At 60.3% G+C, this 25,845-nt stretch carries 18 protein-coding genes and 5 pseudogenes; 12 read left to right on the top strand and 11 right to left on the bottom strand.

The window, feature by feature from the left end:
* Positions 1-116: 116 nt before the first annotated feature.
* The 3 genes and pseudogenes from HAP54_RS14960 to HAP54_RS14950 all read right to left on the bottom strand — a co-directional run.
* Positions 117-1,460: an IS1380-like element ISBdi2 family transposase gene (locus HAP54_RS14960; RefSeq protein ID WP_166301141.1), complete on the bottom strand. Its 1,344-nt coding sequence runs from the start codon at positions 1,458-1,460 to the stop codon at positions 117-119.
* 93 nt (positions 1,461-1,553) lie between these two features.
* Positions 1,554-1,901 carry a hypothetical protein gene (locus HAP54_RS14955; protein ID WP_339156842.1) on the bottom strand — a complete coding sequence of 116 codons (348 nt, stop codon included), beginning with the start codon at positions 1,899-1,901 and terminating at the stop codon, positions 1,554-1,556.
* Positions 1,902-1,903: 2 nt separating this feature from the next.
* Positions 1,904-2,779: pseudogene (locus tag HAP54_RS14950) on the bottom strand (IS3 family transposase); the annotation flags it as partial.
* Between the two features lie 228 nt (positions 2,780-3,007).
* On the opposite strand from HAP54_RS14950, the gene HAP54_RS14945 reads away from it, so the two are divergent.
* Positions 3,008-4,390 (top strand): IS110 family transposase, encoded by a 1,383-nt coding sequence (locus HAP54_RS14945; protein ID WP_175619428.1) that lies wholly within the window; start codon positions 3,008-3,010, stop codon positions 4,388-4,390.
* A gap of 2 nt (positions 4,391-4,392) precedes the next feature.
* Here HAP54_RS14945 and HAP54_RS14940 read toward each other — a convergent pair.
* Together HAP54_RS14940 and HAP54_RS14935 are read right to left on the bottom strand one after the other, a co-directional pair.
* Positions 4,393-4,653, bottom strand: a pseudogene (locus HAP54_RS14940) (transposase); the annotation flags it as partial.
* A 53-nt stretch (positions 4,654-4,706) separates the two neighbouring features.
* Positions 4,707-5,231: a hypothetical protein gene (locus HAP54_RS14935; RefSeq protein WP_166301135.1), complete on the bottom strand. Its 525-nt coding sequence runs from the start codon at positions 5,229-5,231 to the stop codon at positions 4,707-4,709.
* Between the two features lie 616 nt (positions 5,232-5,847).
* On the opposite strand from HAP54_RS14935, the gene HAP54_RS14930 reads away from it, so the two are divergent.
* On the top strand, positions 5,848-7,191 hold the full coding sequence (locus HAP54_RS14930; RefSeq protein ID WP_166296351.1) for an IS1380-like element ISBdi2 family transposase: 1,344 nt from the start codon (positions 5,848-5,850) through the stop codon (positions 7,189-7,191).
* A 135-nt stretch (positions 7,192-7,326) separates the two neighbouring features.
* Here HAP54_RS14930 and HAP54_RS14925 read toward each other — a convergent pair whose 3' ends face one another.
* A complete protein-coding gene (locus HAP54_RS14925; protein WP_175619430.1) occupies positions 7,327-7,494 on the bottom strand; it encodes a hypothetical protein in 168 nt (55 codons plus the stop codon).
* Between the two features lie 200 nt (positions 7,495-7,694).
* On the opposite strand from HAP54_RS14925, the gene HAP54_RS14920 reads away from it, so the two are divergent.
* Positions 7,695-7,973 carry a hypothetical protein gene (locus HAP54_RS14920; RefSeq protein ID WP_166301132.1) on the top strand — a complete coding sequence of 93 codons (279 nt, stop codon included), beginning with the start codon at positions 7,695-7,697 and terminating at the stop codon, positions 7,971-7,973.
* A gap of 1,119 nt (positions 7,974-9,092) precedes the next feature.
* The gene (locus HAP54_RS52490; protein WP_166301129.1) at positions 9,093-9,557 is read left to right on the top strand and encodes a helix-turn-helix domain-containing protein; all 465 of its coding nucleotides are present in this window, start codon (positions 9,093-9,095) and stop codon (positions 9,555-9,557) included.
* 278 nt (positions 9,558-9,835) lie between these two features.
* On the opposite strand, the pseudogene HAP54_RS14915 reads toward HAP54_RS52490, so the two are convergent.
* Positions 9,836-10,957, bottom strand: a pseudogene (locus tag HAP54_RS14915) (DUF1214 domain-containing protein); the annotation flags it as partial.
* 121 nt (positions 10,958-11,078) lie between these two features.
* On the opposite strand from HAP54_RS14915, the gene HAP54_RS14910 reads away from it, so the two are divergent.
* Positions 11,079-12,422: an IS1380-like element ISBdi2 family transposase gene (locus HAP54_RS14910; RefSeq protein ID WP_166301127.1), complete on the top strand. Its 1,344-nt coding sequence runs from the start codon at positions 11,079-11,081 to the stop codon at positions 12,420-12,422.
* 144 nt (positions 12,423-12,566) lie between these two features.
* Here HAP54_RS14910 and HAP54_RS14905 read toward each other — a convergent pair.
* Both HAP54_RS14905 and HAP54_RS14900 read right to left on the bottom strand, forming a co-directional pair.
* Positions 12,567-13,022: pseudogene (locus tag HAP54_RS14905) on the bottom strand (DUF1254 domain-containing protein); the annotation flags it as partial.
* Between the two features lie 16 nt (positions 13,023-13,038).
* Positions 13,039-14,550, bottom strand: coding sequence for a DUF1254 domain-containing protein (locus HAP54_RS14900; RefSeq protein ID WP_175619429.1), 1,512 nt, complete (start codon positions 14,548-14,550; stop codon positions 13,039-13,041).
* A 299-nt stretch (positions 14,551-14,849) separates the two neighbouring features.
* On the opposite strand from HAP54_RS14900, the pseudogene HAP54_RS14895 reads away from it, so the two are divergent.
* Positions 14,850-15,035 (top strand): annotated as a pseudogene (locus tag HAP54_RS14895) (transposase); the annotation flags it as partial.
* 192 nt (positions 15,036-15,227) lie between these two features.
* Here HAP54_RS14895 and HAP54_RS14890 read toward each other — a convergent pair.
* Both HAP54_RS14890 and HAP54_RS14885 read right to left on the bottom strand, forming a co-directional pair.
* Positions 15,228-16,901, bottom strand: coding sequence for an arylsulfatase (locus tag HAP54_RS14890; protein ID WP_029084452.1), 1,674 nt, complete (start codon positions 16,899-16,901; stop codon positions 15,228-15,230).
* Positions 16,902-17,030: 129 nt separating this feature from the next.
* Entirely contained in the window at positions 17,031-17,957 is a 927-nt protein-coding gene (locus tag HAP54_RS14885; protein ID WP_165128415.1) for a formylglycine-generating enzyme family protein, read from the bottom strand.
* 360 nt (positions 17,958-18,317) lie between these two features.
* Between HAP54_RS14885 and HAP54_RS14880 the strand changes: the two genes are divergently transcribed.
* The 6 genes from HAP54_RS14880 to HAP54_RS14855 all read left to right on the top strand — a co-directional run bounded on the left by HAP54_RS14880 (position 18,318) and on the right by HAP54_RS14855 (position 25,819).
* A complete protein-coding gene (locus HAP54_RS14880) occupies positions 18,318-20,042 on the top strand; it encodes an adenylate/guanylate cyclase domain-containing protein (RefSeq protein WP_166301124.1) in 1,725 nt (574 codons plus the stop codon).
* 46 nt (positions 20,043-20,088) lie between these two features.
* The gene (locus tag HAP54_RS14875; protein WP_210297540.1) at positions 20,089-20,517 is read left to right on the top strand and encodes a hypothetical protein; all 429 of its coding nucleotides are present in this window, start codon (positions 20,089-20,091) and stop codon (positions 20,515-20,517) included.
* Between the two features lie 299 nt (positions 20,518-20,816).
* Positions 20,817-22,964 carry a sensor histidine kinase gene (locus tag HAP54_RS14870; RefSeq protein WP_166301121.1) on the top strand — a complete coding sequence of 716 codons (2,148 nt, stop codon included), beginning with the start codon at positions 20,817-20,819 and terminating at the stop codon, positions 22,962-22,964.
* Positions 22,961-23,575, top strand: coding sequence for a response regulator transcription factor (locus HAP54_RS14865; RefSeq protein ID WP_166301118.1), 615 nt, complete (start codon positions 22,961-22,963; stop codon positions 23,573-23,575). The genes HAP54_RS14870 and HAP54_RS14865 overlap by 4 nt, the downstream gene beginning before the upstream one ends.
* 88 nt (positions 23,576-23,663) lie before the next feature.
* On the top strand, positions 23,664-24,011 hold the full coding sequence (locus HAP54_RS14860) for a response regulator (RefSeq protein ID WP_248114498.1): 348 nt from the start codon (positions 23,664-23,666) through the stop codon (positions 24,009-24,011).
* A 464-nt stretch (positions 24,012-24,475) separates the two neighbouring features.
* Complete coding sequence (locus HAP54_RS14855) at positions 24,476-25,819, top strand: IS1380-like element ISBdi2 family transposase (protein ID WP_166301112.1); 1,344 nt, start codon at positions 24,476-24,478, stop codon at positions 25,817-25,819.
* Positions 25,820-25,845: the final 26 nt, after the last annotated feature.

Raw genomic sequence — 25,845 nt, 5'->3', positions numbered from 1 at the left:
CATCTGCTCTGACGAGGCGCGCGGGATTGCCTTCGGCTTTTCACCGCCTGACGACCGGTACTTTGCAACGCGCTTGAGGTGTAGGTTGGGCGAACGGGGGGCGGACGCCCCGCCGGTCAAGGACCGAGCGGCAGCAGCGCGCCTGGCAAGCCGCGGATCAGGTCGGCTTCGGGACATGCCGCGGCAAACGCAAGGCGAATGCGGCTCGTGGTCTCGACGACACGGGCAGCGAGTTTCAAGAGACGAAGACGCTGCGTCGCGAACTCGGCTGTGGCCAATTCCCGGGCTTTGGGAATCGCGTCGCGCACGGTCAGCATCAGCCAATAAGCGGCGGTGTGGAGAACGAGGCGGACTTGATTGGCGAGCGCCGAACGGCAGCTGGTGCGATCGGAGGCGAGCTGTGTCTTATGCAGCTTGATCAGATTCTCGGCTTGGCCGCGCGCGCAATACAGGCTGTCGTAGATCCACTCGGCCGAGCCGACATCGAGGCTGGTGACGACGAAACGGATGTCGAGGCCGAGCATCGTCGCCTCAATACGGGCGACGGTACGCCGTTCGCGATCCCAGGACTTGGCCTTGTGGCGCGTCTCGGTATAGCCACGCAGAACCGGCAGGTTCTCGATGGCGCGTCGCGTGCGGATGTCGTCGGCGGCCTCGTCGACTTTTCTGGCGAGCGGCTTGGTGCCGGACAGACCGAAGATGTAGTCGATGCCGTTGGTCTCGCACCACGTCATGGCCTCCGGCCGAGCATAGTGCCCGTCGCCACGGAACGTAATTCGCGTGTTGTGCCACCGCGTCCGGATATGCCGTATCAGGCGGCGCAGATGGGCACGCACCTCGACGCCGCCCGGCGTCTTGCCGGGCCGCAGCACGACCGCCACGGGCCGGCTCTTCTCCGTGTCGTAGACGTGGATCGGCAGGAAGCAGCGTTCGTCATAATGAGCGTTGAACAGCGAGAGCTGCTGATGGCCGTGGACGACATCGCAGGTATCATCGATGTCGAGCGTGACGGATGCCGGCTCGCGCGGGTAGCTATCCATCCATGCGTCGACCAAAGTGTAGGTCAGTCGGATCACGTCGCGCAGGCGCGGAGCATTCTCCAGCCGCGACAGCGTCGGTTGGGAACACAGATCGCGACCCGTGTCCGGCAGCCGTCCGCAGGCCAGCTTGAATGCGGGATCGGACCGCAGATGATCGAGGTCGTCGGCGTCCTCGTAGCCGCAACAGATCGCGAACATGCGCGCGCGGAACATATCGACAAGGCTGTGCACGACCCGCGTCGGATCGCGCCGATCCGGGAACACCCGGGCCAAATTGTCGGCCAAGCCGAGACGCCGCTCGGCCATCGCCAGAAGCATCACGCCCCCGTTCGAGGTCAGCCGACCGCCATCGAAGGCAGCTGTGACTTTCTTGGCGTGAACGGCTGGAAACGAGAAGGGCAGAATCGTATCGTCGGTCATGGCGGGCGTGGCGTTCGCGGTTGAGGTGATGGGGTTGGCTTCGCAACCGAATCCTACGCCGCATCAGCGCTTTACACCACGCTCGCCAGCCTCTCAGGCGCACTCTGACGAATAAGACGGGCTAGGACTTCGCAATGCGGCCTCCAATTCAGCAACGATGTCATGCAGGAGGCCGAGCGCGAGCGGATCAGTCGCCTCGCGCTCCATCATGCGGTAGCGCATGATGCGGTCTTGAAGCTCTCGCCGTTCCTCGTCGTCCATAATTCGCTCCGCACTTGAGCAATGACGCCGAACGAGGTCGATCGTTGCGAGGAACTTGGAAAATTTTAGTCGGAATAGCGGCATCCCGATGGATCGGTCGGTATGATTAACGGGGCGGCTGTGAGCTGGCTCCGGTTGTCTGAACAGATTTTCCGCGTCGATAAGTGGAGCCTCTGCCATGGTTAGGCTGCCAAGCGGAGTGGCAGCGGGTTGAAGTAGGCTTGATCGGGGGTGACGCCGTCAAGGCTCGAATGCGGGCGCCGACCGTTGTAGAAGTCGAGGTATCGGCCGATCGACGCGAGGGCCTCGCTGACGCTGTCATAGGCCCGCAGATACACCTCCTCGTATTTGACGCTGCGCCATAGCCGTTCGACAAACACGTTGTCCCGCCAGGCTCCCTTGCCGTCCATGCTGATCGCAATGCCGTTGTCGGCGAGCACGCCGTTAAAAGCCTGTCCGGTGAACTGCGAGCCCTGATCCGTATTGAAGACGTCCGGCTTGCCGTGACGAGCCAGGGCATCCTGAAGCGTCGCGACACAGAACGCCGCCTCCATGGTGATCGATACGCGCCACGACAGCACGCGGCGGCTGAACCAGTCGAGCACAACCGCCAGATAGACGAAGCCTCGCGCCATCGGGATGTAGGTGATGTCCATCGCCCACACCTGGTTCGGCCGCGTGATCTCCATCCCGCGCAGCAGGTACGGGTAGATCTTGTGGCCCGGCTCGGGCTTTGTCGTGCGTGGACGGCGATAGAGCGCTTCTATCCCCATCCGCCGCATCAACGTCTTCACATGCCGACGGCCGATCTTGCACCCATCGGCAGCCAGCAGCCCTCGCAACATGCGAGAGCCGGCAAAAGGGAACTCCAGATGCAGCCGGTCGAGGCGCTGCATGATCGCAAGGTCGGCGTCCGGCACCGGCCGCGGCAGGTAGTACACGCTGCCGCGGCTGATGTTCAAAGCCTCCGCCTGCCTGGTGATCGACAGCTCGTGCTCACGGTCGATCATCGCTTTGCGCTCAGCAATCCCGCCTTGGTGAGCGCTCCTTCTAAAAAACTATGCGCGGCGATGCGCTCCCCCTGTGGGATAGAAACGGACCGGCGCTAGATTGCCGACCGGGAGGGAGCGGCCGATACGATTTTGGTGGCACGTGACCCCGTTAAAAAACCTGGTCCATGGGTTGTCGCGCACTTGAGAGTGGTGACGCCATCCGGCGATCCCGTTTAGGAATCTGACGTATAGCGCAGCCCAGCCCTTCCGCCGCCGTCAGCAGGAGGATTAGAGATGAACCCCAAAAGATCGAAGTCGAGGAACGGAGGTAAGATGCAGATGGTGCACCCGGACGCGGCTGCCATCGACGTCGGAGCGACTATGCACATGGCTGCCGTGAGGGCAGATCGCGCACCGGAGCCAGTCCGCAGCTTCGGTACCTTCACGGCTGATCTGCATCGGCTAGTCGACTGGTTTACTGAATGCGGCGTCGAGACTGTCGTCATGGAATCGACCAGCGTCTACTGGATTCCGATCTTCGAGCTTCTCGATGCCCGGGGATTTAACGTGTTTCTTGTCAACGCGCGCGATGCCAAGCACGTGCCGGGGCGCAAGACCGATGTCAGCGATGCGCAATGGCTGCAGCGGCTCCATTCATTCGGGTTGCTGCGGGCCAGCTTTCGGCCCAAAGGGCAGATTGCCGAGCTGCGAGCCTACGTGCGTCAGCGCGAGCGTCTGCTGGAGTACGCGGCCTCACACATCCAGCATATGCAGAAGGCCTTGACGGAGATGAATCTTCAGCTGCACCACGTCGTCACCGACATCACCGGCGTGACCGGCCTGCGTATCATACGGGCGATCCTTGCCGGCGAGCGCGATCCTGAGGCGCTGGCGTGCTTGCGCCATTATAGTTGCCGCTCCAGCGCCGAGACGATCGCGAAGGCGCTCACCGGAAGCTACCGCGCCGAGCATCTGTTTGCGCTCGAGCAGGCACTTGCGCTTTACGACGCCTACCACGAGAAGGCATCTGCCTGCGACGCCCGAATTGAAGCCGTGTTGAAGGAACTGAGCTTCCATCGGGGGCATGGCCACGGATCAGCGCCGCGGGTCTCGCGGCGTCGGAATCGAACCGATCAGGCGAACGCTCCAGCTTTCGATGTCCGCGAGGCGCTGTTCGCGTTGCTCGGAAAGGACCTCACCGCGATCGACGGCCTCGGTCCTTACCTCTCGCTGAAGCTGACCGCTGAATGCGGCGACGACCTCTCCTCGTGGCCAAGTGCAAAGCATTTTACCTCCTGGCTGGGACTGGCGCCGAGCAACAAGGTCTCCGGCGGCAAAATGCTCTCGTCCCGAACGCGCCGATCCGGCGGCCGAGCGGCGGCACTTCTGCGCCTTGCTGCCGTGACCGTGGGTCGTACAGACACTGCGCTCGGCGCCTTTTATAGACGGCTCTCAGCGCGCATCGGCAAGGCCAAGGCCGTGACCGCCACGGCCCGGAAGATCGCAGTTCTGTTCTACAATGCTGTGCGATACGGAATGGACTATGTCGATCCCGGGGCCTCGTCCTACGAGACGCGTTACCGGACGCGAGTGGTCAACAATTTGCATCGGCGTGCCAAGGCATTCGGCTTTGTTCTCCATCCCTTGGAGCCGAAAGTAGATGCTGCCGTTTCTTAGGAATCGTTCTCCAGCGTCAGTTCGCCGATCTTGGCGTGCAGCGACTTCACGTCGATGGCTGCTTGCTCCGCTCCGGAGCCGCCGCCGGGACCGAACGCATCGGCGGCCTTGCTTTCAAGCTGAGCCTTCCACGCCGTGATCTGATTGGGGTGGACGTCGAACTGCTCGGCAAGCTGAGCCAGCGTTCGATCGCCCTTCACGGCGGCGAGCGCCACCTTCGCCTTGAAGGCCGGTGTGTGGTTCCGGCGTGTTCTTCTGCTCATTGTCGCTCCTGATTCGCAGGCACAGCGTGCCCGCTGTCAGGCAGAAACTCCACTTATCGCCCTGTGCAGAATTCCGGGGCCGGCTCTTTGCGCAACTGTACGACCGATGAATCGCCCCAAGCGTTCCCGCCAGCCTTCCAAAGTGATTGTATTGCGGCGCGCGCTTTCTCAACGGCCGCACTAACAATCTCTCGATCTCCCAGGCCACGCGCGCTCAGCGAATCTTCGGCCGCGGAAAGCCCGTTTAGGACCTGATAGACGAGGGTCAACTCTGTGTTGAGTTCTCTGGAGCGGGTTCTTAGCGTGTCATATTGTGCAAACTTGTTCTGCCGAATTAGTTCGGAGAGTTGTTGCTGCATCGGAATGATTGTGCGGTATGCTGCTATACCGGCGACGGTGGCAGCGATTAGCGAAACGAATGCGCCCAAGGCATTTCCGGCGAAGCCAATCCACGGATCGGGACTGGGTGCAGCGGTCGCCATCCAAATCGGACCTGCAATGCCGAGCCATCCCACGTTCGAAATGATCCATACTATCGCCACTACCGTGGCGATGCCTGGCCAATTTGGCTTCTTCATTAAAGATCCCTAATTTTTGTTACGATTGCCGACAGTCTTTGAAGTACGCGTTGGTATTATCGGCAAGGCGACGATCTGCGGCGAGGTGAACGCGAAAAACGGTTTCGAGCCACCGTGAAAATCGCTGAACAGCATTGAGGCGAGTAAGAGCGCAGCAATTGCCCAAACTGAGCGGTACATTGAAAATGCCCCAAAAGCAGGAGGCAGACCTACCGCAACCTAAGCGGGCGGGGAAGCCGTCATGGTTCATGTCCCAAACGGATTCACGCCTCTCTCATGAGTTCATCAACGGTGCGGCCTAGTGCGTCAATGGTGAAGGGTTTCTGAAGTGAAGGAACGTCGGCAAAGTGAGGTGGAATCCCGCTCGCGCCGTAACCGGTCGAGAAAATGAAGGGGATCTTGCGCGATCTGAGAATCTCAGCCACCGGTGCACTTAATCTGCCGCCAAGATTTATGTCCAAGACGGCGAAATCGAACTCGGTGCAGTTCGCTAGCCCGTCTTATTCGTCAGAGTGCGCCTGAGAGGCTGGCGAGCGTGGTGTAAAGCGCTGATGCGGCGTAGGATTCGGTTGCAAAGCCAACCCCATCACCTTCAGCCGCGAACACCAGGCCCGCCATGACCGATGATACGATTCTGCCCTTCTCGTTTCCAGCCGTTCACGCCAAGAAAGTCACAGCTGCCTTCGATGGCGGTCGGCTGACCTCGAACGGGGGCGTGATGCTTCTGGCGATGGCCGAGCGGCGTCTCGGCTTGGCCGACAATTTGGCCCGGGTGTTCCCGGATCGGCGCGATCCGACGCGGGTCGTGCACAGCCTTGTCGATATGTTCCGCGCGCGCATGTTCGCGATCTGCTGCGGCTACGAGGACGCCGACGACCTCGATCATCTGCGGTCCGATCCCGCATTCAAGCTGGCCTGCGGACGGCTGCCGGACACGGGTCGCGATCTGTGTTCCCAACCGACGCTGTCGCGGCTGGAGAATGCTCCGCGCCTGCGCGACGTGATCCGACTGACCTACACTTTGGTCGACGCATGGATGGATAGCTACCCGCGCGAGCCGGCATCCGTCACGCTCGACATCGATGATACCTGCGATGTCGTCCACGGCCATCAGCAGCTCTCGCTGTTCAACGCTCATTATGACGAACGCTGCTTCCTGCCGATCCACGTCTACGACACGGAGAAGAGCCGGCCCGTGGCGGTCGTGCTGCGGCCCGGCAAGACGCCGGGCGGCGTCGAGGTGCGTGCCCATCTGCGCCGCCTGATACGGCATATCCGGACGCGGTGGCACAACACGCGAATTACGTTCCGTGGCGACGGGCACTATGCTCGGCCGGAGGCCATGACGTGGTGCGAGACCAACGGCATCGACTACATCTTCGGTCTGTCCGGCACCAAGCCGCTCGCCAGAAAAGTCGACGAGGCCGCCGACGACATCCGCACGCGACGCGCCATCGAGAACCTGCCGGTTCTGCGTGGCTATACCGAGACGCGCCACAAGGCCAAGTCCTGGGATCGCGAACGGCGTACCGTCGCCCGTATTGAGGCGACGATGCTCGGCCTCGACATCCGTTTCGTCGTCACCAGCCTCGATGTCGGCTCGGCCGAGTGGATCTACGACAGCCTGTATTGCGCGCGCGGCCAAGCCGAGAATCTGATCAAGCTGCATAAGACACAGCTCGCCTCCGATCGCACCAGCTGCCGTTCGGCGCTCGCCAATCAAGTCCGCCTCGTTCTCCACACCGCCGCTTATTGGCTGATGCTGACCGTGCGCGACGCGATTCCCAAAGCCCGGGAATTGGCCACAGCCGAGTTCGCGACGCTGCGTCTTCGTCTCTTGAAACTCGCTGCCCGTGTCGTCGAGACCACGAGCCGCATTCGCCTTGCGTTTGCCGCGGCATGTCCCGAAGCCGACCTGATCCGCGGCTTGCCAGGCGCGCTGCTGCCGCTCGGTCCTTGACCGGCGGGGCGTCCGCCCCCCGTTCGCCCAACCCATCCCTCAAGCGCGTTGCAAAGTACGGGTCGTCAGGCGGTGAAAAGCCGAAGGCAATCCCGCGCGCCTCGTCAGAGCAGATGTGCGGCCACATCAATCGGACTAAAAAAACGCACTCTCACGAATAGGACGGGCTAGTTCAATTGCCTGTTCGAGGAGACCAGCCTCGGCCGCGACGGTGTGACCAAGCTCCTCCAGCATTTCTACAAGCATCATCCTGATCATCGTCTCGTCTTCAACGACGAAGGCAGAATAGGCTGGTCCTGTCACGCGGAATTCCTGCTTTTCGTCGGGCGAAATGGCTTCTCAAAGCTTAGACCGGCGCGCGCGCGTCGCATCTTAATTCGGCCGTTAAGCTTGATGTTCGCATTCCAGGTTAAATCTGGAACTGGGCCGTCTATCGAGCCGTCGTCTCCATCACCCTGTGCATCGCCGGGGACCGGAGAACTACGGGGGCAGCGATAAGGCGCTTGCAGCAGCGCCACGGAAAAAGCAGAAAGAAAAACTCAGAGCCGGGTTATTTTTCAATGGCATCACCAAAGCAAAAAATTACCAAAGATCAGCTTCATCAATTGATCCAAGAACGATTTGGATTGACCATCTTCTTTCAGATCAGCGAAGACCGGCGGCTCGGGTTTCGCACAACCGTGGTAGCTGCGCCGGAGGATCTCTACGAGTTGCACTCTCGGCTCGAGCGGATCTGCATAGAGTTGCGGCCGAAATTTGAGTTGGTCGCCGAGCGGGAGTGAACATCTTCATCTCCCGGATATGAGTCTCGCGACATAGCCGGCATCTATGCATGCTCGACCAACATTTGATGCAGCTATCCTTGCGGCGGTGTTAGCCACTCGCACCCAGCGGCCTTACTTTGCGACGAACCAAACTGCGAAGGCGGCGGCCGTCAGTGCGAATGAGATCAGGATAGCGGTCGCGATCAGCTTGGCCCATTCCCAATAAGACACGGATGCAATTTCCAGTTTCCTATGCCTAGTGTTCCCGGAAAGGTTGGCGGAACGCTAGTGCATTTTATGCCAGATCGCGGCTTAACGCGCGAAGGGTTTTCGGATCGGGCAGTTGTGTTGGTAGCAGGTTAGCCGCTGGGGCCCCTTTCCAGCTGCTTGCTTACCGGGGTTGGATGAAGTCCGGCTCTTCGCGCCTCCATCTCCCCAATCGAAGCCGTAAGGCGCTCGATAGTAAGCGGGTCAAGATCACGCAATACGTGCCGCCGGAACTGCGCGATTTGCATGGCAAGCTTGTCGCATTCCTCGCACATAAAATCACCGCGGGGTTGGGCGGGAAAGCGCTCCCAGTCGTACGCACACGCGCCAACAGTGATTACCGGTTGGGCAATCATCGGCCAAGCCGCACAGTATGACGTGATGGGTGAGAAGTTTGTCCGGCGAAAGGCCACTGCAGGGCCTATGCCGAGCGCGCCCATCAAAATCGATGTATCGGCTGGGCCAGGAGAGCCCTTCGGTAAAATGGCGGCTGCACAGGCTCGGCATGACGATTCGGTTCGATTTACAGCCTCATCGCCGATTCCGTCAGAGGGCCAAAATGAAAATGCCGACGTGAGAGGAAGCTCACGCCGGCGAAATGTCGTCCCTCAACCGCAAAGCAGAGACACAACAATGCAGAAGATACTGCGCAATCGGATAGCGCGCAATCGGGCACAAAGTCAGTCTGATTTCGATCTGACTCCTCTCGGCCAATATGCAGCCAATCGTGACGCCGTCGTCCTAACCCCGGGCGGGCGATATGTTCAGCGCCGCTACAACCTGCCAGCAAACCTCGCGAATTTATATGCCGCCATAAACGGACTCGGCGAGGCGCGATGACGCGATCGATTCGGGTACCGAGGTGGCAGAATGACAAACCGGCGTGGTTACCATCAGCGCACCCGAAAAGACTGGCGAGCACGCGGGCGCTTTGTCAGTCTTACGGAACATATGCTCGGTTCGGCAGCGTGGCAGGCGCTCGACGGCAATTGCAGAGCGCTCTACGTTGAGCTGGCGAGGCGTTACAGGGGCCCGAACTCTAACAATGGTAAGATCCCCTACAGCGTTAGAGAAGCCGCCAAGGCGCTTAACGTCGGACGTAGTACGGCCCAGCGCTGCCTTCAGGGCCTGGTTGCCCATGGCTTTATTAGGGTAAGCAAGAGAAGCGGTTTCAGCATGAAGGGCCGCGTTTCAACTGAATGGCTACTGACAGAGTTTCCGGACGACACTCAAGCCACGCTTATGACAGCGAGCAAGGATTTCATGAGATGGACACCCAATAATTCATTTCACAGTCCCATGTCAGACACTAACAGTCCCATGTCAGGGCCATGACTGGCCCTCAGGCGGGACCGTGTTGCGTAGGCGTCACTTTTATGGTGCTCAGACGGGACTGTGATGCTGCATTCATCACTTTCACAGTCCCACCACAAGGACACTACTCAATTTACCATGTGGTGTGGCTTGTTTAAGCTGGGCTGGATCAACGTTGGCCACACCGATTTTCGATACGGCCGACCGCACACGCCATCACCTTCGCCAGGATGGCCTTCGCTGCCTGCCAATTGAGTTATCCGCACTATTTTCACCGCCCGGCATTCCGCAGCCTGACGTCATTTCAACTTCTCAACGTCGCCAGGCTTCCAGCTCTTGTCGATGGCGGCTTCGGTCGGGCCGTAGAGCCGGATGATGGCGAAGTATCCTCTGCCCGGCACGGTGGCGCGCCAGTTGCCCCGTTTGCCCTCGGGTGCCTGGGGTCCAAGGAAGATTTCCGTGCTGCCGTCGGCGTTCTGCGCCGGCTTGTCCTTTGAACCGAGCGACGGGAACGGCTGGCCGTTGGCGAGACCCGAAGCGTTCTCCGCCTCGTAGAGCGTCACCGACCAGAACAGGCGGGCCGGGATGTTGGCCGGCAGATTCAGGCGATAGCTGCTGCCGCCCACCAGGGGCGTGCCCTCGCTGTCAGTGAAAGCGATAACATACATGGCGGCCGCGCCCGGACTTTTGGACACCATCCCGGGGCTGATCGAGTAATAGTTGGTGAACATCCAAATCCGGGCGTCGAGGTCCAGATACGGATACGTTCCAGCGACATTCTCCCAAGCCAAGTTCAAAGTTCCTGTTGGATTGGCGGGCGTCCCGTCTGGGAATGGATTCACCCAGCGGCGGTCTGAATACATGCGATAGGAGTTGCCACTGACCTTTTCTTCGAAGCCGATGACGCGACTCATCTTGTAACCGGTCTTCGCGGCCCGCTCGAGGATCTCGCGGCTGTGCGCATCCGGAGTGAACGGCTGACCCTTGACGATGCCGATCGCCGCCAGCATGCCGAGCCAATCCGGACCGGCGAGATTGTTGCCCTCGCTGTCCACAAGCCGCTTGAGCTGCTCGAAGGCGCTGCCATCGCTCATCGGCAGCATGTTGACCGGGATGCCGGAGGCGTCGGGGAACTTCATCGCCTTGGCGCCGGTTTCGCCGTTCAGTGGATAGATTCTCGTCTTTTCAAGGTGCGCGTCGGCCGGCGTCAGATTCTTCGGGTCCTCGTAGAACCCGCGCAGGAAGATGAAGACGTTGTTGGTCCCGGAACGGTAAACGAAGTGGCCTTGCGGCACCTCGCCTTTGTAACCGGGTGGGAGGATCAAGAACTTGCCGCCCTTACCGGCATCCGGCCCGAAGAGCCCGACGTCACCAAAGAACTTGCCACCATCGACCGGGATCGGGCGCTGCCAGTAATCTAGCCCGTCTTATTCGTCAGAGTGCGCCTGAGAGGCTGGCGAGCGTGGTGTAAAGCGCTGATGCGGCGTAGGATTCGGTTGCGAAGCCAACCCCATCACCTCAACCGCGAACGCCACGCCCGCCATGACCGACGATACGATTCTGCCCTTCTCGTTTCCAGCCGTTCACGCCAAGAAAGTCACAGCTGCCTTCGATGGCGGTCGGCTGACCTCGAACGGGGGCGTGATGCTTCTGGCGATGGCCGAGCGGCGTCTCGGCTTGGCCGACAATTTGGCCCGGGTGTTCCCGGATCGGCGCGATCCGACGCGGGTCGTGCACAGCCTTGTCGATATGTTCCGCGCGCGCATGTTCGCGATCTGTTGCGGCTACGAGGACGCCGACGACCTCGATCATCTGCGGTCCGATCCCGCATTCAAGCTGGCCTGCGGACGGCTGCCGGACACGGGTCGCGATCTGTGTTCCCAACCGACGCTGTCGCGGCTGGAGAATGCTCCGCGCCTGCGCGACGTGATCCGACTGACCTACACTTTGGTCGACGCATGGATGGATAGCTACCCGCGCGAGCCGGCATCCGTCACGCTCGACATCGATGATACCTGCGATGTCGTCCACGGCCATCAGCAGCTCTCGCTGTTCAACGCTCATTATGACGAACGCTGCTTCCTGCCGATCCACGTCTACGACACGGAGAAGAGCCGGCCCGTGGCGGTCGTGCTGCGGCCCGGCAAGACGCCGGGCGGCGTCGAGGTGCGTGCCCACCTGCGCCGCCTGATACGGCATATCCGGACGCGGTGGCACAACACGCGAATTACGTTCCGTGGCGACGGGCACTATGCCCGGCCGGAGGCAATGGCGTGGTGCGAGACCAACGGCATCGACTACATCTTCGGTCTGTCCGGCACCAAGCCGCTCGCCAGAAAAGTCGACGAGGCCGCCGACGACATCCGCACGCGACGCGCCATCGAGAACCTGCCGGTTCTGCGCGGCTATACCGAGACGCGCCACAAGGCAAAGTCCTGGGATCGCGAACGGCGTACCGTCGCCCGTATTGAGGCGACGATGCTCGGCCTCGACATCCGTTTCGTCGTCACCAGCCTCGATGTCGGTTCGGCCGAGTGGATCTACGACAGCCTGTATTGCGCGCGCGGCCAAGCCAAGAATCTGATCAAGCTGCATAAGACACAGCTCGCCTCCGATCGCACCAGCTGCCGTTCGGCGCTCGCCAATCAAGTCCGCCTCGTTCTCCACACCGCCGCTTATTGGCTGATGCTGACCGTGCGCGACGCGATTCCCAAAGCCCGGGAATTGGCCACAGCCGAGTTCGCGACGCTGCGTCTTCGTCTCTTGAAACTCGCTGCCCGTGTCGTCGAGACCACGAGCCGCATTCGCCTTGCGTTTGCCGCGGCATGTCCCGAAGCCGACCTGATCCGCGGCTTGCCAGGCGCGCTGCTGCCGCTCGGTCCTTGACCGGCGGGGCGTCCGCCCCCCGTTCGCCCAACCTACACCTCAAGCGCGTTGCAAAGTACCGGTCGTCAGGCGGTGAAAAGCCGAAGGCAATCCCGCGCGCCTCGTCAGAGCAGATGTGCGGCCACATCAATCGGACCAAAAAAACGCACTCTCACGAATAGGACGGGCTAGCAGGATGCCTTGCAGCATGGGTGGGGCATCCATCACCAGCGGCCCATCTTTGCCCAGGTCAACATAGCTCATCGCGTAGAGGAGGTCGGAGTTGGGAGTCGTCACCAGCGTCTTGGCGTCGAGTCGCTGCTTCCAGATCGGCAGGACGTTGTACCCGGCGCCGAAGTGCTTTTCCTACCCGACCTGCATGCCGAGCGTGTTGATCAACGGCAACGCCCAGAGATAGGTCTGCGTTGCCCGCTGGAAGAGCAGTTCGTCGCGCAGTGTCTGCGCGGTTTCCTTCGTGGGCCGGCCTTCCGCGAATGGGAGGGTGGCCAACTTATCGAAGGAGGTCTCCTGAGCGAAAGCCTGCGTAGCAAGGCCGCTCATCGTCAAAATGCCAGCCAGTGCGGCGGCGAGGTGGCGGATGCGATGGCTTGTCATTGTCATGTCTCCCTGCACTGGATCAGTTTATCATCTTGATGGTCGGCGGCTGCCATGTGGCGTCGATGATGGCCTTGTCGGGCCAGTAGGCGCGGATGTAGAGCGAGAACGTTCCTTCAGGCGCCGGCAGCCAGTTGCTCTCCTTGTCCGTGCCGGGAGACTTGGCGCCGGCATAGAGCGTCAGCGATCCGTCCGCGTTGTATTTGAGGGTCTTGTTCTTGGTGCCGAGCGAGTAGCGTTTCAGCGGGTTCGGATTGAAGAAATGGACATCGTTGTACAACGTGAGCGACCAGAACCCCTTGACCGGCGGGACCTTCGCAAAGGTGACCGCGTAGGTGTTCTGGCCGTTGAGCTGTTTTCCCGAACTGTCATCGTCTGTGTAGATGTACTTGGTTTCCGTCGCCAGGTTGTCGAACATGTTCGATTTCGCCGTGGCGGTGCGATTGAGATAGTCCGTTCCCCACTCCGCATTATTGACCGGCGAATTCCAGCCATTGCCGGCGGAGCGCCCGTTATAGCGCCACTGCAAGAACGGTGTGATCATCTCTCGGTCGGCGGCGACGGCGGTTTCGGTCAGCGTCTTCTTGATCGCCGCGTCCTTGGCCGCCGCATCGAGCACACTGCCGATCGACGCATAGAGAGCTTCCTCGCCCGGTAACGGGGGCACGCTTTTCATCACCGCCGGCAACTCGTCGAAAAACGTGTCCGGTTTCACCCACTGAACCTCGCCTGCGCCACTGGACTTTGGCGCGGGGAAGTGGGGGAGCTTGCTCCAATCCACAGTCTTCGTTTGCCCGTCGAAGCGCGAGAGCGGGTAGAAGACGATCTGACTGATCAGCGGTTGGATGGCGGCGTGATCCTCCGGCGTGTCGTCCATGAATACGCGTGGGATGACGAAGACCACCGTCGTGGAAGATCGCAACACCGCCGTAATTCCCTTCGGCGTCTCACCCTTCCAGTTCGGGCCGACCACCATGTAGATGCCAGGCTTCGTGCCGTATTGCTTGCCGATGTTCGAGAGTTGGTCTGTACGCGCATCATAAAGCGCATAGACCCAAAAGCGGTCGCCGAAGTCTGGCACCTGGAAAACGATGGGCTCGCTATCCAGGTTGTCGAGGAAGCCGGCCCCGTACGCGACATCCTGGTTCGCGCAGGCGATGATGCGCTGGTCCGGGCTGATATAACCGGTCAGCATCGCGACCGCGTTGTGCGCGACCGGCACCACCCCGCCGGTCAGGCCGGGTTCGGGCGCCTTCGAAAAATCCGCGTGGCGGTTGGCCATGTTGACCAGCGTCCAGCCCCACAGATAGGCCGCACGTCCAACCGACTGCACGTAGGCCGTGGTCATGGCGGTGCCGCTCGGCGGGCCGGGAACCTGGGCGGCGGTTGTGGGGATCGGGACCTGCTGCGCCCAAGCTCGTCCCCCCAGCATCAGGAACGCGGCTCCGGCGCCGAGCAAAGGGATCATGGATCGACGATCAATTTCCCCGACCCAGTAGCGCCGGAGGTTGATGTCGCGAGGCTCCATTGACATGTCTCAGCTCCCATTTCGGTGATAACGATAGAAGCGCATCAAAAAGGGATAACGCTTGGAGCAGCAAGCCAACGCCGACGGTGGTGGCCTTGATATAGATCAAGATTGCCGCGCGGTTGAATCAGGGCCGATGTCCGAATTGGGTCAAACTCGGAAGTCGGAACGCGCAACCGTAACGTCCGCTTCACTCCCGACACCGGACTTTCGATTGCTCGCCAGATCTCAGGAGGTATTCCGTCCTTCGGTCGAATTGCCTCTGTAGCGGCATCGGTCCCGGCTTGTGGGGCCATGCGCAGGGTGTCCGCCGTCAGACAGTGGAGCATCCGTTCGGCACGATGAAGTGTTGGATGGGAGCAACGCACTTTCTCACGAAAAAGCTGCCAAAGGTGGCCACCGAGATGGCGCTCAACGTGCTCGCCTACAACATGAAGCGCGTGATGACGATCCTGGGCGTGGACGGATTGCTGAAGGCGATGCGAGCGTGAGGCCGGCCTCTGCGCGACCAAATCGGCGCCTACGTGACGCTCCTGATTGCCACTGAGGTCGCTTCCACCGAATTGCCAAGGCGGCACGTCGGACCCACATTGGGCAACGCGGGTCATCCAAGCACAAGCGGCCGGCCCTTTTCGGGCCGGCCGCTTCTTCTCTTGTTCTGCACTGCGGCCTGTCGCGCGCAGTTAGTCGCTGCGACCGGCCGTCTTCATTTCCCGAACCTGCTGCATCACCTGTTCCAGGTTGTAGCTGGCCGGATCCTGCAGCGGCGGGAATTTGATGTAGGTCTCGAGGTGCATCAGCCACAACTGCTGGCCGATAGGCAGCATGTTCCAGTCATAGACATAGGCGGTAGACGGAGAAGCAATCGCCCCGCCCATACCGAACAGCGTCTTCTGCTGTGAACCAACGGAGGTCTCGAAGGGATCGCGTTTGATGTTGACGACCTGTGTCCAGTGGTAGGGCAGCACACCGGAAATGAAGCCCGAGGGCGCGTCTGACACCATTGCAAAGTACATCTTCCAGTTCTGGTAGCGGACTGCCGACGGCTCCTTGCCGGAGTAATAGAGGAAATGGTCGCGTGCCGACTTCTCGGATTTGCCGGTAAGATAGTCGATCTGGTTCACGCCATCGAGCGTCGTCTTGACGAGCCCGGGATACTCACCGGCCTCGAGCCGTTGCTTCAGTCCGTCGCCCTTTGGCCCGCCGGCGATCTCCACGAACGTCGGTAGCCAGTCGAGGGAGGCAAACATTTCGTTCTTGATGGTGCCTGGCTTGATGACGCCGGGCCAGCGGATGACGGCCGGAGCGCGCATGCCGCCTTCCCAGGTGCTCAGCTTGCCACCCTTGAACGGAGTTGTGCCGCCGTCCGGGAAGGTGATTGTCTCGGCGCCGTTGTCGGTGGTGAACACGACGATCGTGTTGTTGGCCTGGCCCATGTCTTCGAGCTTCTTCAGCACCACGCCGATGTTGTCATCCATCTGCTTCATGCCGGCTTCGTTGACTCCCCAGTCCTTGCCGCCTGGCTGGCCCACCATGGCCTGGTACTTGTCCGACAGCACGGTCGTGATGTGCATGCGCGCCGGGTTGTACCAGGCGAAGAACGGCTTGTTGGTCTTCTTCGGATCGTTGCGGTCGAGGAAGTCGACGACCTTTGCTGAGATTTCTTCGTCCACCGTCTTCGAACGATCGAGGGTCAGCGGACCTTCGTCCTTGCACGTTTGTTTAGCGCCAGTGCCGTCGGATGACGTGCACGCGAGCACAGGACGCGGCGGTGTCAGGCAGACCGTGGTCTTGGGATCCACGGAGCCAAGAACCTCGGGCAGGCCGGGGACCGGGGTGTTCTTGCATGGCGGCGCGAGGCCCTGCTGGGTCGGCGTCTTGTTGATGTCGGGGAAACTCACACCTTGCATGGCGTCGAGGTGATACAGATAGCCCCAGAATTCCTGGAAGCCGTGCGCGGTGGGCAGAGAGTCGGCGTGGTCGCCCAAGTGGTTCTTGCCGAACTCGCCGGTGTTGTAGCCGAGATCGAGCAGGAACTTGGCGAGCGTCGGCGTCCCAGGCCGCAGATAGGACGGGCTGCCGGGAATTTCCGGCAAGACCATTCCAACGCGAACCGGCTGCATGCCGGTGATGAAGGCCGTACGCCCAGCCGTGCAGCTTTGCTCGGCGTAATAAGTCATAAAGGTCGCGCCTTCGTTGCCGATGCGATCGATATTGGGCGTCTCCCCGACCATAAATCCGCGGTGGTAGATGCTCGGCTGGAACAGGCCAATATCGTCGCCCATGATGAAGAGGATGTTCGGCTTCGCCGGCGCTTGGGCCACAGCCGGTGTGGTGGCCGGCCCGGACAGCGACATCAACATCGTCGCGCCGAGCAGCGTGGCACAGGACTGCTTGAGCAAACAACGCGTCTTGCGTGGCGGCGTCGCAATAAATGGCCGCTTGGCAGCGAATACGGTACTTAACATGGCTTCGCTCTCCCTTTTTTATGATGCTTCAGTCGCTCCTCGCCTGATGCATCGAAAGCCGAGGTGACTGGTGGAAGTATCGACCGGCTCCGCGTGGCGCGCTGCCGGCCGGTATCGCCGGCAATAGTTCGGCGCGCACAAATGCGAGCCGCCTTTGATGACCTTTCGTGGAATTTTCACATTGGTCGTTCTGGGGTCGTAACTGTCGGTCTCGCGGCCGCCACGCGGGTTCTGCGGAATGCAGCAGGCCTTCGGCGCATCCGCCTGATGCTTCGGTGAATACCAGTCGGCCGTCCACTCCCAGACGTTGCCGATCATGTCGTGCAACCCGTAGCCGTTCGGAGGGAATGCACTGACCGGCGAGGTGCGCTCGAAGCCATCGGCATTCGCATTCTGGCGAGGGAATTCTCCCTGCCAGGTGTTTGCCATGTGACGGCCGGCCGGCGTGAATTCATCGCCCCACGCAAATTCCGCGTCCTCGAGCCCGCCACGTGCTGCAAATTCCCATTCCGCTTCGGTCGGCAAATCCTTGCCGATCCATTTCGCGTAGGCGAGGGCGTCGTTGAACGCGACATGCACGACAGGATGGTCGTCCAATCCACGAATGTTGCTGCCCGGGCCGTAGGGGTGTCGCCAGTCAGCGCCCTTGGCGAACGTCCACCACTGGCTGAAGTCGTGCAGGCTGACCGGATGGTTGGGCCGCGAGAACATCAGCGAACCGGCATAGACCATGTGCGGGAGTATTCCGGGATAGTCCTTCGGGTCGGGCGCGATTTCGGCGAGTGTAACGTGGTCGGTAGCCTTCACGAACTCCTTGAATTGCCGGTTTGTCACCGGATAGCGGTCCATCCAGAAACCGTCCACGGTGACGCGGTGCGCCGGAGCTTCTTCGGGATAATGCCTGTCCGATCCCATGCGAAAGGTGCCGCCGGGTATCCAGATCATTTTATCGATGTCTAAAGGACCGTCACAAATGGTGACAGCGGACGCAAGCTTGGTCGCAGGGTGCGCTGTCATCAATCCGTTACCTCCCCGCCGATGCACGCGACGCGCACTCTGAGCGGAAATACGCTACGTGGAAGGATCCTGCCCCGCTATTGGACCGTGGGCCAATAGCGGGGCACAATCTGCATAGTACCTATCGGTCGACTTCCATTTTCGCGGGGGAGCAGAGTGCCGTGAAGGGCTTGCCCTCGAGGTCAATGTCGCTTCGTTGATATTGCTGACAGAATGCGACGACCCAGCTCGTTACCATCGCCTGAAAAACGCGTCGAGCCTCCGCTCGCAGCACGAAGAGGTCAAAACATGATCAGCCTATCCATTCGGCGGAAGATCATGGGCATCGCGGTCGTATTGATCGCGCTGATGGCGGTTACCGCCCTTCTATCGATGGCGTCGGTCATACAGGTGGGCGGCCAGCTAGATGAACTTACCCAGAGCTACATTCCTGCTTACGGCAATCTTGCGCGAGCCAATATTCGTTCAGTGGAGCGCGCGCTCGAGCTGCGGCGGCTCATCATCGAAAAACTCCTGTCGTCATCGAATGACGTCACCGCACTCCGCGCCAGATTCGATGCCAAGGGTGGTGAATTCGACAACGAAATAGAGGCGGCGCGCAAGCTTATCGGCGGCCTGATAGAAAAGAACGCCGCCTCCGGCGATACACGTTTGCTGGTTCGGCTTCAGGTGCGTCTCGATGCGGCCGTTGACGACTCCCGGCGACATCTGAACGATGAAATCAGCCGTCTGCTGAATCTGCTGGAAGCGGGCGACGCCTCGACGATTGACGAGAGCCTGAGCCGTGTGGATGCGCTTCGCGATGAGCTCAACAGCAAGCTCGACGGGATCCGGGCAGACATGCTGGTGCTCCTGCGCGCGGATGCGGATCTGACCGCGCAAAGGCAACGTCGTGTGACGTTGATTGCCGCATTCCTGACGCTGCTTGCCGCGGTTCTCGGACTGGTGTTTTCGCTCTTGGTCAGCGCTGGGGTCACGCGCCCGGTCAGGCGGCTACTCGAAGGCGCAAAGGCGGTGGAAGCGGGCAACCTGGATGAACAGGTGCCCATTACGTCGAAAGACGAAATTGGGCATTTGACGACGGCTTTCAATCAGATGATAGAGCAATTGCGCCTCAAGGAGCGAATCCGCGAGACCTTTGGAAAGTACATCGATCCGCGCATCGTCGAAGGACTCATTGACCGGCCCATGCTGGCGGTGGAGGGGCAGCGGCGCGTCATGACCGTGCTGTTCTGCGACGTGAGGGGATTTACCAGCACAAGCGAGGGAATGACACCGCAGGGTCTGGTGAAGGTTATGAATCGTTACTTTTCGACGATGTCTGCTCCGATCCGCGATCATGAGGGAATCATCGACAAATATATCGGCGATGCGATCATGGCGTATTGGGGCCCGCCGTTTACGGACGACGCCGCGCAAGCGCGGCTCGCCAGCCTGGCTGCCCTGAAGATGCTCGAGTTAGTTCCACAGTTGAGGACTGAGCTTCCCGAACTTCTGGGAGTTCGCACTCTTCCCACCGCATTCGATCTGCGCATAGGCATTGCGACCGGCGACGTGCTCGTGGGCAGCATCGGCTCCGAATGGATGAAGAATTACACCGTGATGGGCGACACCGTTAATCTCGCCTCCCGTCTGGAGGGCGCCAACAAGGAATATGGCGGCCGCATTCTGGTGTCGGAGGCAACGATGGCCGGCGCCTCCGACGCGGTGGACGCGCGCGAGATCGACCGAGTTGCCGTGCTGGGACAAAATCAACCCCAAGCAGTATTCGAGATCATGGCGGGCAAGGGCGAGCTTTCGCCGGCGCAGCTTAAGCTGCGTGATCGTTTCTCGGAAGGATTGTCCCGCTACCGGCGTCGAGAATGGGACGAATCGCGTCGCGCGTTTGCGGCGGCGCTCGCTATCGTCCCCAATGATGGCCCGTCGATAACCTTCATCAATCGCCTCGATAAATTCATCCTGCGCCCGCCCGGCGAGAATTGGGACGGCTCGTGGCGGCTTGAGCAGAAGTAACGCGCGAACGCGTAAGTCCATCAAAGACTTGATTGGAGAAAAGGCCATGAATCCAATACTATTCGCCATTGTTAGCCTTTCGCTGTTTATCAACCTGGCCTTGGCGCAGACGCAGCTTCCGCCGCCAACGTCCGTACCTCCCGCGACGGAATCCGCAGCCAAGGCTGCGTTTGGCGTTCTGCAGGGTCGCTGGGTCAGGGTGCAGGGAGGCTACGTGATCACGATCAATTCGGTAGACGCCGATGGCCGGCTTGACGCCAGTTACGCCAATCCGAGGCCGCTGCCTTTTCACACGGCCGTCGCTACCAGCGACGGCAACAGTCTCAAACTTTTCTTTGAGCTACGGGCCGCCGGCTACAACGGATCTACCTATACGCTGAGCTATGATGCGGCGAATGATCGACTGATAGGTGTTTACGATCAGGTCGTCGTCAAACAGAAATTCGAGGTTGTGTTCGTCCACTCCAAATCGTGACGCAGCAGCCGATTGGCGACAATATGGGGCGGTCACTGCATGCGTGGCCCGCAAAATCGAGCGGACGGGTCAGGCAAGCGACTATCCGTTTGATCGCGCTCAAGAATTGCTAGAGAGGCACGCCGGGAAACGTGGTAATGTTATGTATCTCCAGGCGCTTTGTGAATCCGCATCGGTGTATTTTCGGCGTAGCGGTCTTTTCCGGAATGACGAGGACGATGCGCATAGTTTGGCGGAGCTTGGCGCTCCTTTTTCTTTTCGCGGCGGAATCGTATGCCGCTGAGCCGCGACGCGTGCTCATGCTGCATGCGTTCAACTACACATTCCCCGCCACGACACTGATTGCAGATGGCGCTCGAAAGCGATTATTGGAACGTTCGCCGCAACCACTCGAAATCGATGCGGACTTTCTCGACCTGGCGCGAAACACGGATGCCGAATACGAATCCCGGGTAGCGATGTTTCTGCGACTAAAGTACGGGAAACGCCCCCCCGACGTCGTGATCACGCTGGGCAGCGCAGCTTTGCCATTCATTGTCAGGCACCGCGACGACATCGCGCCAAATGTCCCTGTCGTATTTACGTCCGTATCCCCACAGACTCATAACGCGTTGCGGCTACCGGCAAATATCGTCGGAATAATTTCCGAGTTTAACCTGGACAAGACGCTTGCGCTCGCGGAGCGGCTCCAGCCGGACGCTAGCCGCCTATTCGTCGTTTCCGGAAGCGGCGACGTCGATCGGCGGTGGCAATCGATCGCCCGTAAGACCATCGAGGATCGTGAACGAAAGTTCGAGGTGACATATTTGTTCGATCGCTCATATGCGAAGCTGATTGAGGAAGTCTCGAATATTCCCGGTGATGCGATCGTCATCTACCTGACGATGTTTGCCGACAGCGAACGCAACGCCTTTGTTCCCGCTCAAGTGGCAGGCTCTCTGGCTGCCGTCTCACCGGCGCCGCTCTACGCGCCATATGACACCTATATCGGCAATGGTATTGTCGGCGGCTTCGTTGAGAATTTTGAATCAGTCGGCGTCCGCGCGGCAGATTTGACACTTCAAATCCTGGCCGGAAACGACTCTGCCGCGATCGCACCCCAGCCGGATCCGGGACAGGCCTATCGAGTGGATTACAGAGCGATGGTGCGGTGGAAGCTCCAGGAGAGCAGACTTCCTCCCCACACCACGGTCCTGTTCAAAGAACCGACGATCTGGACCGAATTTCGAGGCACCGTCATCGCGGCCATCGTGATCGTTGCCGTGCAATCGTTGATCGTTGGCGCACTGCTTGCTCAGCGGCGGAGGAGATTTCGCGCTGAAACTCTGCTCAGGGAAAGCGAAGAACGGATGACGTTCGCCGCCGCTGCTGCCAATATTGGACTTTGGCAATTTGACCGTCATCGCAATGAGCTTTGGGCGACGGAACCTTGCAGGGCTATTTTTGGAATTGCGCGTGATGCGCCGTTGACCCGCGACGCGTTCCTTTCGGTCATTCACCCCGACGACCTGCAAACTGCAACGCGGTTGCTTCAAAAGTCATTCGAGACAGAGCGACCGGCCATCAGCGACGTCCGAATTGTCTTGCCGGACGGAGAGGTGCGTTGGGTACGCATGCGAGCCCGCTCGCGTTTAGAGGGCGGCACCCGACCGGGTCACCTTGGCGGCATATTTATCGATATCACCGAACAGAAGTCGGCCGAAGCTGAGGTTGCACTACAACGTCTGGAAGTTGAACATTTGATGCGCGTCTCCGTTCTCGGTGAACTTTCCGGATCGATTGCGCACGAAGTCAACCAGCCGCTCACGGCGATCTTGTCCAATGCCCAAGCGGCTCTGCATCTCCTCGCGCAAGATTCGCCGGACCTCGTCGAAATCCGCGATGCGCTCGAAGATATCGTTCATGAAGACAATCGAGCCGGCGAGGTTATCCACCGTCTCCGAACTCTTCTGAAGAAGGGGGAGCGAAAGGTGGAAAACGTCAATATCAATGACCTTGTCAGATCAACCATCAGCCTGCTGAATAGTGAGCTGATTGGCCGCGATATCGACGTCAGGTTTGATCTGGAAAATAGCGCATTTCTGACGCGGGGCGATTCTGTACAGTTGCAGCAAGTTCTGCTGAATCTTGTCATGAATGCGATGGATGCCATGGCCTCGACCCCGATAGGCCAGCGCTTTATCTTCGTCTCAACACGAACGGCTCAAACCGGAACGGTGGACGTGCTCGTGAAGGATCGGGGACATGGCATTGGTCCAAAGGAAAATGGTCGTTTGTTCGAGCCGTTCTACACTACTAAGGACAATGGTTTAGGCCTTGGTCTGACGCTGTGTTCGACGATCATACAGGCGCATCAGGGGAGGCTGGATCTGATCAACGAGGAGGGCGGAGGCGCCATGGCGATATTTTCGCTGCCCATCCAGCAGCCGGCAATCGGTGATGCATGACGGAAAAATTTATGGTCTACCTTGTCGACGATGACCTCGGAGTGCTCAAGGCACTGTCGCGATTGCTCCGCGCCAACGGCCACGACGTCAAGACATATTCTTCGCCGAAGGTATTCCTTGACGAGCACGACGTGGCCCGTCCCGGCTGCGCTGTGCTGGATGTTTCGATGCCCGGTCTTGACGGTTTGGAGATTCAGCGGGTGCTGACCGCTGGCGACTACCATCGTCCTGTCGTGTTCGTCACCGGCAAAGGCGACATTCCCACTAGCGTGCGCGCCATGAAGGCCGGCGCAATCGATTTCCTGACCAAGCCCGTAAACGATAGGGAGTTGTTCGATGCCGTGTCCCGGGCTGAAGTCAGGGACGCCGAGTCGCGTCGACTTCGTTCCGAACTGGAATCGATGCGGGCGAAGGTAAGCACCCTGACCCCGCGCGAACGCGAGGTGCTCACGCACGTGGTGGCGGGGCGGCTCAACAAGCAGATCGCCGGCGATCTGGGCACGGTCGAAAAGACCGTCAAGGTTCACCGCAGTCGGATGATGGGGAAGCTGGGCATTCGCACCGTCGCCGATCTTGTGCGCATGGCCGAGAAGCTCAGCTTTACGAAATAGGGAACATTGGCCCAAGGGCCAACTCGACGCGCACTCGCCGCACCAGCAATAATCATTTATGGTGGAGGCTTCCCCCTGGATTGCGATTGTGGACGATGATCCGGCCGTGCTCAAGGCTTTGAGCCGGTTGTTGCGTACGCACTCATTTCAGGCGCGAACTTTTGTATCTGGAAAGGAATTGCTCGCGGCATTGCCGACTGGTCTTCCCCAGTGTCTGATTGTCGATCTTCAGATGCCAGAGATGAACGGTTTGGAACTGCACCAGCATCTCGTAAGCAACGGCATAACAATTCCGACGATTCTGATTTCCGCACATGACAGCGTCGCATTGAGCGAACACAAACCAGCGTTTGTGGCCAACCTTCGAAAACCCCTGCAGGAACGGGTTTTGTTTGAGGCAATCGAAAAAGCGATCGGGACGCGGAACACAAAGTAGTGCGGGGTGAACACGCTCCGCGCTTCAAACGATCCAAGAGGCCATACTAGGAGCGCAAAGATGCCGATATCCATTTCCATGACGTCGCGAGTGCGCAGCTGGTCGTTGCGGTCGCGGACGGGGTGCCGGCGTTCAATTTCGCGAAGCTGCAGGTTCGACCTGGCGGCGACAGCAGGGCTCACTGTCGATCAGTCATCAAAGACCTGCATAGGAGACGAAACCAGGGCGCGACAGCGGCTGGCGCGCCAATGGTCGAAATATTCCGCTACCAGTACGGCGCAGTGCGTACCGCAGGAGAGTATCGGCGGCACACCGAGCTACGTCAGTCTTATGACTTGTCTAGCCCGTCTTATTCGTCAGAGTGCGCCTGAGAGGCTGGCGAGCGTGGTGTAAAGCGCTGATGCGGCGTAGGATTCGGTTGCAAAGCCAACCCCATCACCTCAACCGCGAACGCCAGGCCCGCCATGACCGATGATACGATTCTGCCCTTCTCGTTTCCAGCCGTTCACGCCAAGAAAGTCACAGCTGCCTTCGAAGGCGGTCGGCTGACCTCGAACGGGGGCGTGATGCTTCTGGCGATGGCCGAGCGGCGTCTCGGCTTGGCCGACAATTTGGCCCGGGTGTTCCCGGATCGGCGCGATCCGACGCGGGTCGTGCACAGCCTTGTCGATATGTTCCGCGCGCGCATGTTCGCGATCTGCTGCGGCTACGAGGACGCCGACGACCTCGATCATCTGCGGTCCGATCCCGCATTCAAGCTGGCCTGCGGACGGCTGCCGGACACGGGTCGCGATCTGTGTTCCCAACCGACGCTGTCGCGGCTGGAGAATGCTCCGCGCCTGCGCGACGTGATCCGACTGACCTACACTTTGGTCGACGCATGGATGGATAGCTACCCGCGCGAGCCGGCATCCGTCACGCTCGACATCGATGATACCTGCGATGTCGTCCACGGCCATCAGCAGCTCTCGCTGTTCAACGCTCATTATGACGAACGCTGCTTCCTGCCGATCCACGTCTACGACACGGAGAAGAGCCGGCCCGTGGCGGTCGTGTTGCGGCCCGGCAAGACGCCGGGCGGCGTCGAGGTGCGTGCCCATCTGCGCCGCCTGATACGGCATATCCGGACGCGGTGGCACAACACGCGAATTACGTTCCGTGGCGACGGGCACTATGCCCGGCCGGAGGCAATGGCGTGGTGCGAGACCAACGGCATCGACTACATCTTCGGTCTGTCCGGCACCAAGCCGCTCGCCAGAAAACTCGACGAGGCCGCCGACGACATCCGCACGCGACGCGCCATCGAGAACCTGCCGGTTCTGCGTGGCTATACCGAGACGCGCCACAAGGCCAAGTCCTGGGATCGCGAACGGCGTACCGTCGCCCGTATTGAGGCGACGATGCTCGGCCTCGACATCCGTTTCGTCGTCACCAGCCTCGATGTCGGCTCGGCCGAGTGGATCTACGACAGCCTGTATTGCGCGCGCGGCCAAGCCGAGAATCTGATCAAGCTGCATAAGACACAGCTCGCCTCCGATCGCACCAGCTGCCGTTCGGCGCTCGCCAATCAAGTCCGCCTCGTTCTCCACACCGCCGCTTATTGGCTGATGCTGACCGTGCGCGACGCGATTCCCAAAGCCCGGGAATTGGCCACAGCCGAGTTCGCGACGCTGCGTCTTCGTCTCTTGAAACTCGCTGCCCGTGTCGTCGAGACCACGAGCCGCATTCGCCTTGCGTTTGCCGCGGCCTGTCCCGAAGCCGACCTGATCCGCGGCTTGCCAGGCGCGCTGCTGCCGCTCGGTCCTTGACCGGCGGGGCGTCCGCCCCCCGTTCG

Source organism: Bradyrhizobium sp. 2S1 (assembly GCF_011516625.5).
Lineage (GTDB): Bacteria > Pseudomonadota > Alphaproteobacteria > Rhizobiales > Xanthobacteraceae > Bradyrhizobium > Bradyrhizobium septentrionale.
Note: the sequence above shows the minus strand (reverse complement) of the source record. Positions and strands in the feature narration are given on the sequence as shown.

Bases quoted from the DNA above. Each gene is read 5' to 3' on its own strand.
- HAP54_RS14955 (WP_339156842.1), bottom strand. From the start codon at position 1,901: ATGGCAGAGGCTCCACTTATCGACGCGGAAAATCTGTTCAGACAACCG.
- HAP54_RS14880 (WP_166301124.1), top strand. From the start codon at position 18,318: ATGATCAGCCTATCCATTCGGCGGAAGATCATGGGCATCGCGGTCGTA.
- HAP54_RS14865 (WP_166301118.1), top strand. From the start codon at position 22,961: ATGACGGAAAAATTTATGGTCTACCTTGTCGACGATGACCTCGGAGTG.
- HAP54_RS14960 (WP_166301141.1), bottom strand. From the start codon at position 1,460: ATGACCGACGATACGATTCTGCCCTTCTCGTTTCCAGCCGTTCACGCC.
- HAP54_RS14910 (WP_166301127.1), top strand. From the start codon at position 11,079: ATGACCGACGATACGATTCTGCCCTTCTCGTTTCCAGCCGTTCACGCC.
- HAP54_RS14945 (WP_175619428.1), top strand. From the start codon at position 3,008: ATGAACCCCAAAAGATCGAAGTCGAGGAACGGAGGTAAGATGCAGATG.
- HAP54_RS14930 (WP_166296351.1), top strand. From the start codon at position 5,848: ATGACCGATGATACGATTCTGCCCTTCTCGTTTCCAGCCGTTCACGCC.
- HAP54_RS14870 (WP_166301121.1), top strand. From the start codon at position 20,817: ATGCTGCATGCGTTCAACTACACATTCCCCGCCACGACACTGATTGCA.
- HAP54_RS14885 (WP_165128415.1), bottom strand. From the start codon at position 17,957: ATGATCTGGATACCCGGCGGCACCTTTCGCATGGGATCGGACAGGCAT.
- HAP54_RS14875 (WP_210297540.1), top strand. From the start codon at position 20,089: ATGAATCCAATACTATTCGCCATTGTTAGCCTTTCGCTGTTTATCAAC.
- HAP54_RS14900 (WP_175619429.1), bottom strand. From the start codon at position 14,550: ATGTCAATGGAGCCTCGCGACATCAACCTCCGGCGCTACTGGGTCGGG.
- HAP54_RS14890 (WP_029084452.1), bottom strand. From the start codon at position 16,901: ATGTCGCTGTCCGGGCCGGCCACCACACCGGCTGTGGCCCAAGCGCCG.
- HAP54_RS52490 (WP_166301129.1), top strand. From the start codon at position 9,093: ATGACAAACCGGCGTGGTTACCATCAGCGCACCCGAAAAGACTGGCGA.
- HAP54_RS14855 (WP_166301112.1), top strand. From the start codon at position 24,476: ATGACCGATGATACGATTCTGCCCTTCTCGTTTCCAGCCGTTCACGCC.
- HAP54_RS14935 (WP_166301135.1), bottom strand. From the start codon at position 5,231: ATGAAGAAGCCAAATTGGCCAGGCATCGCCACGGTAGTGGCGATAGTA.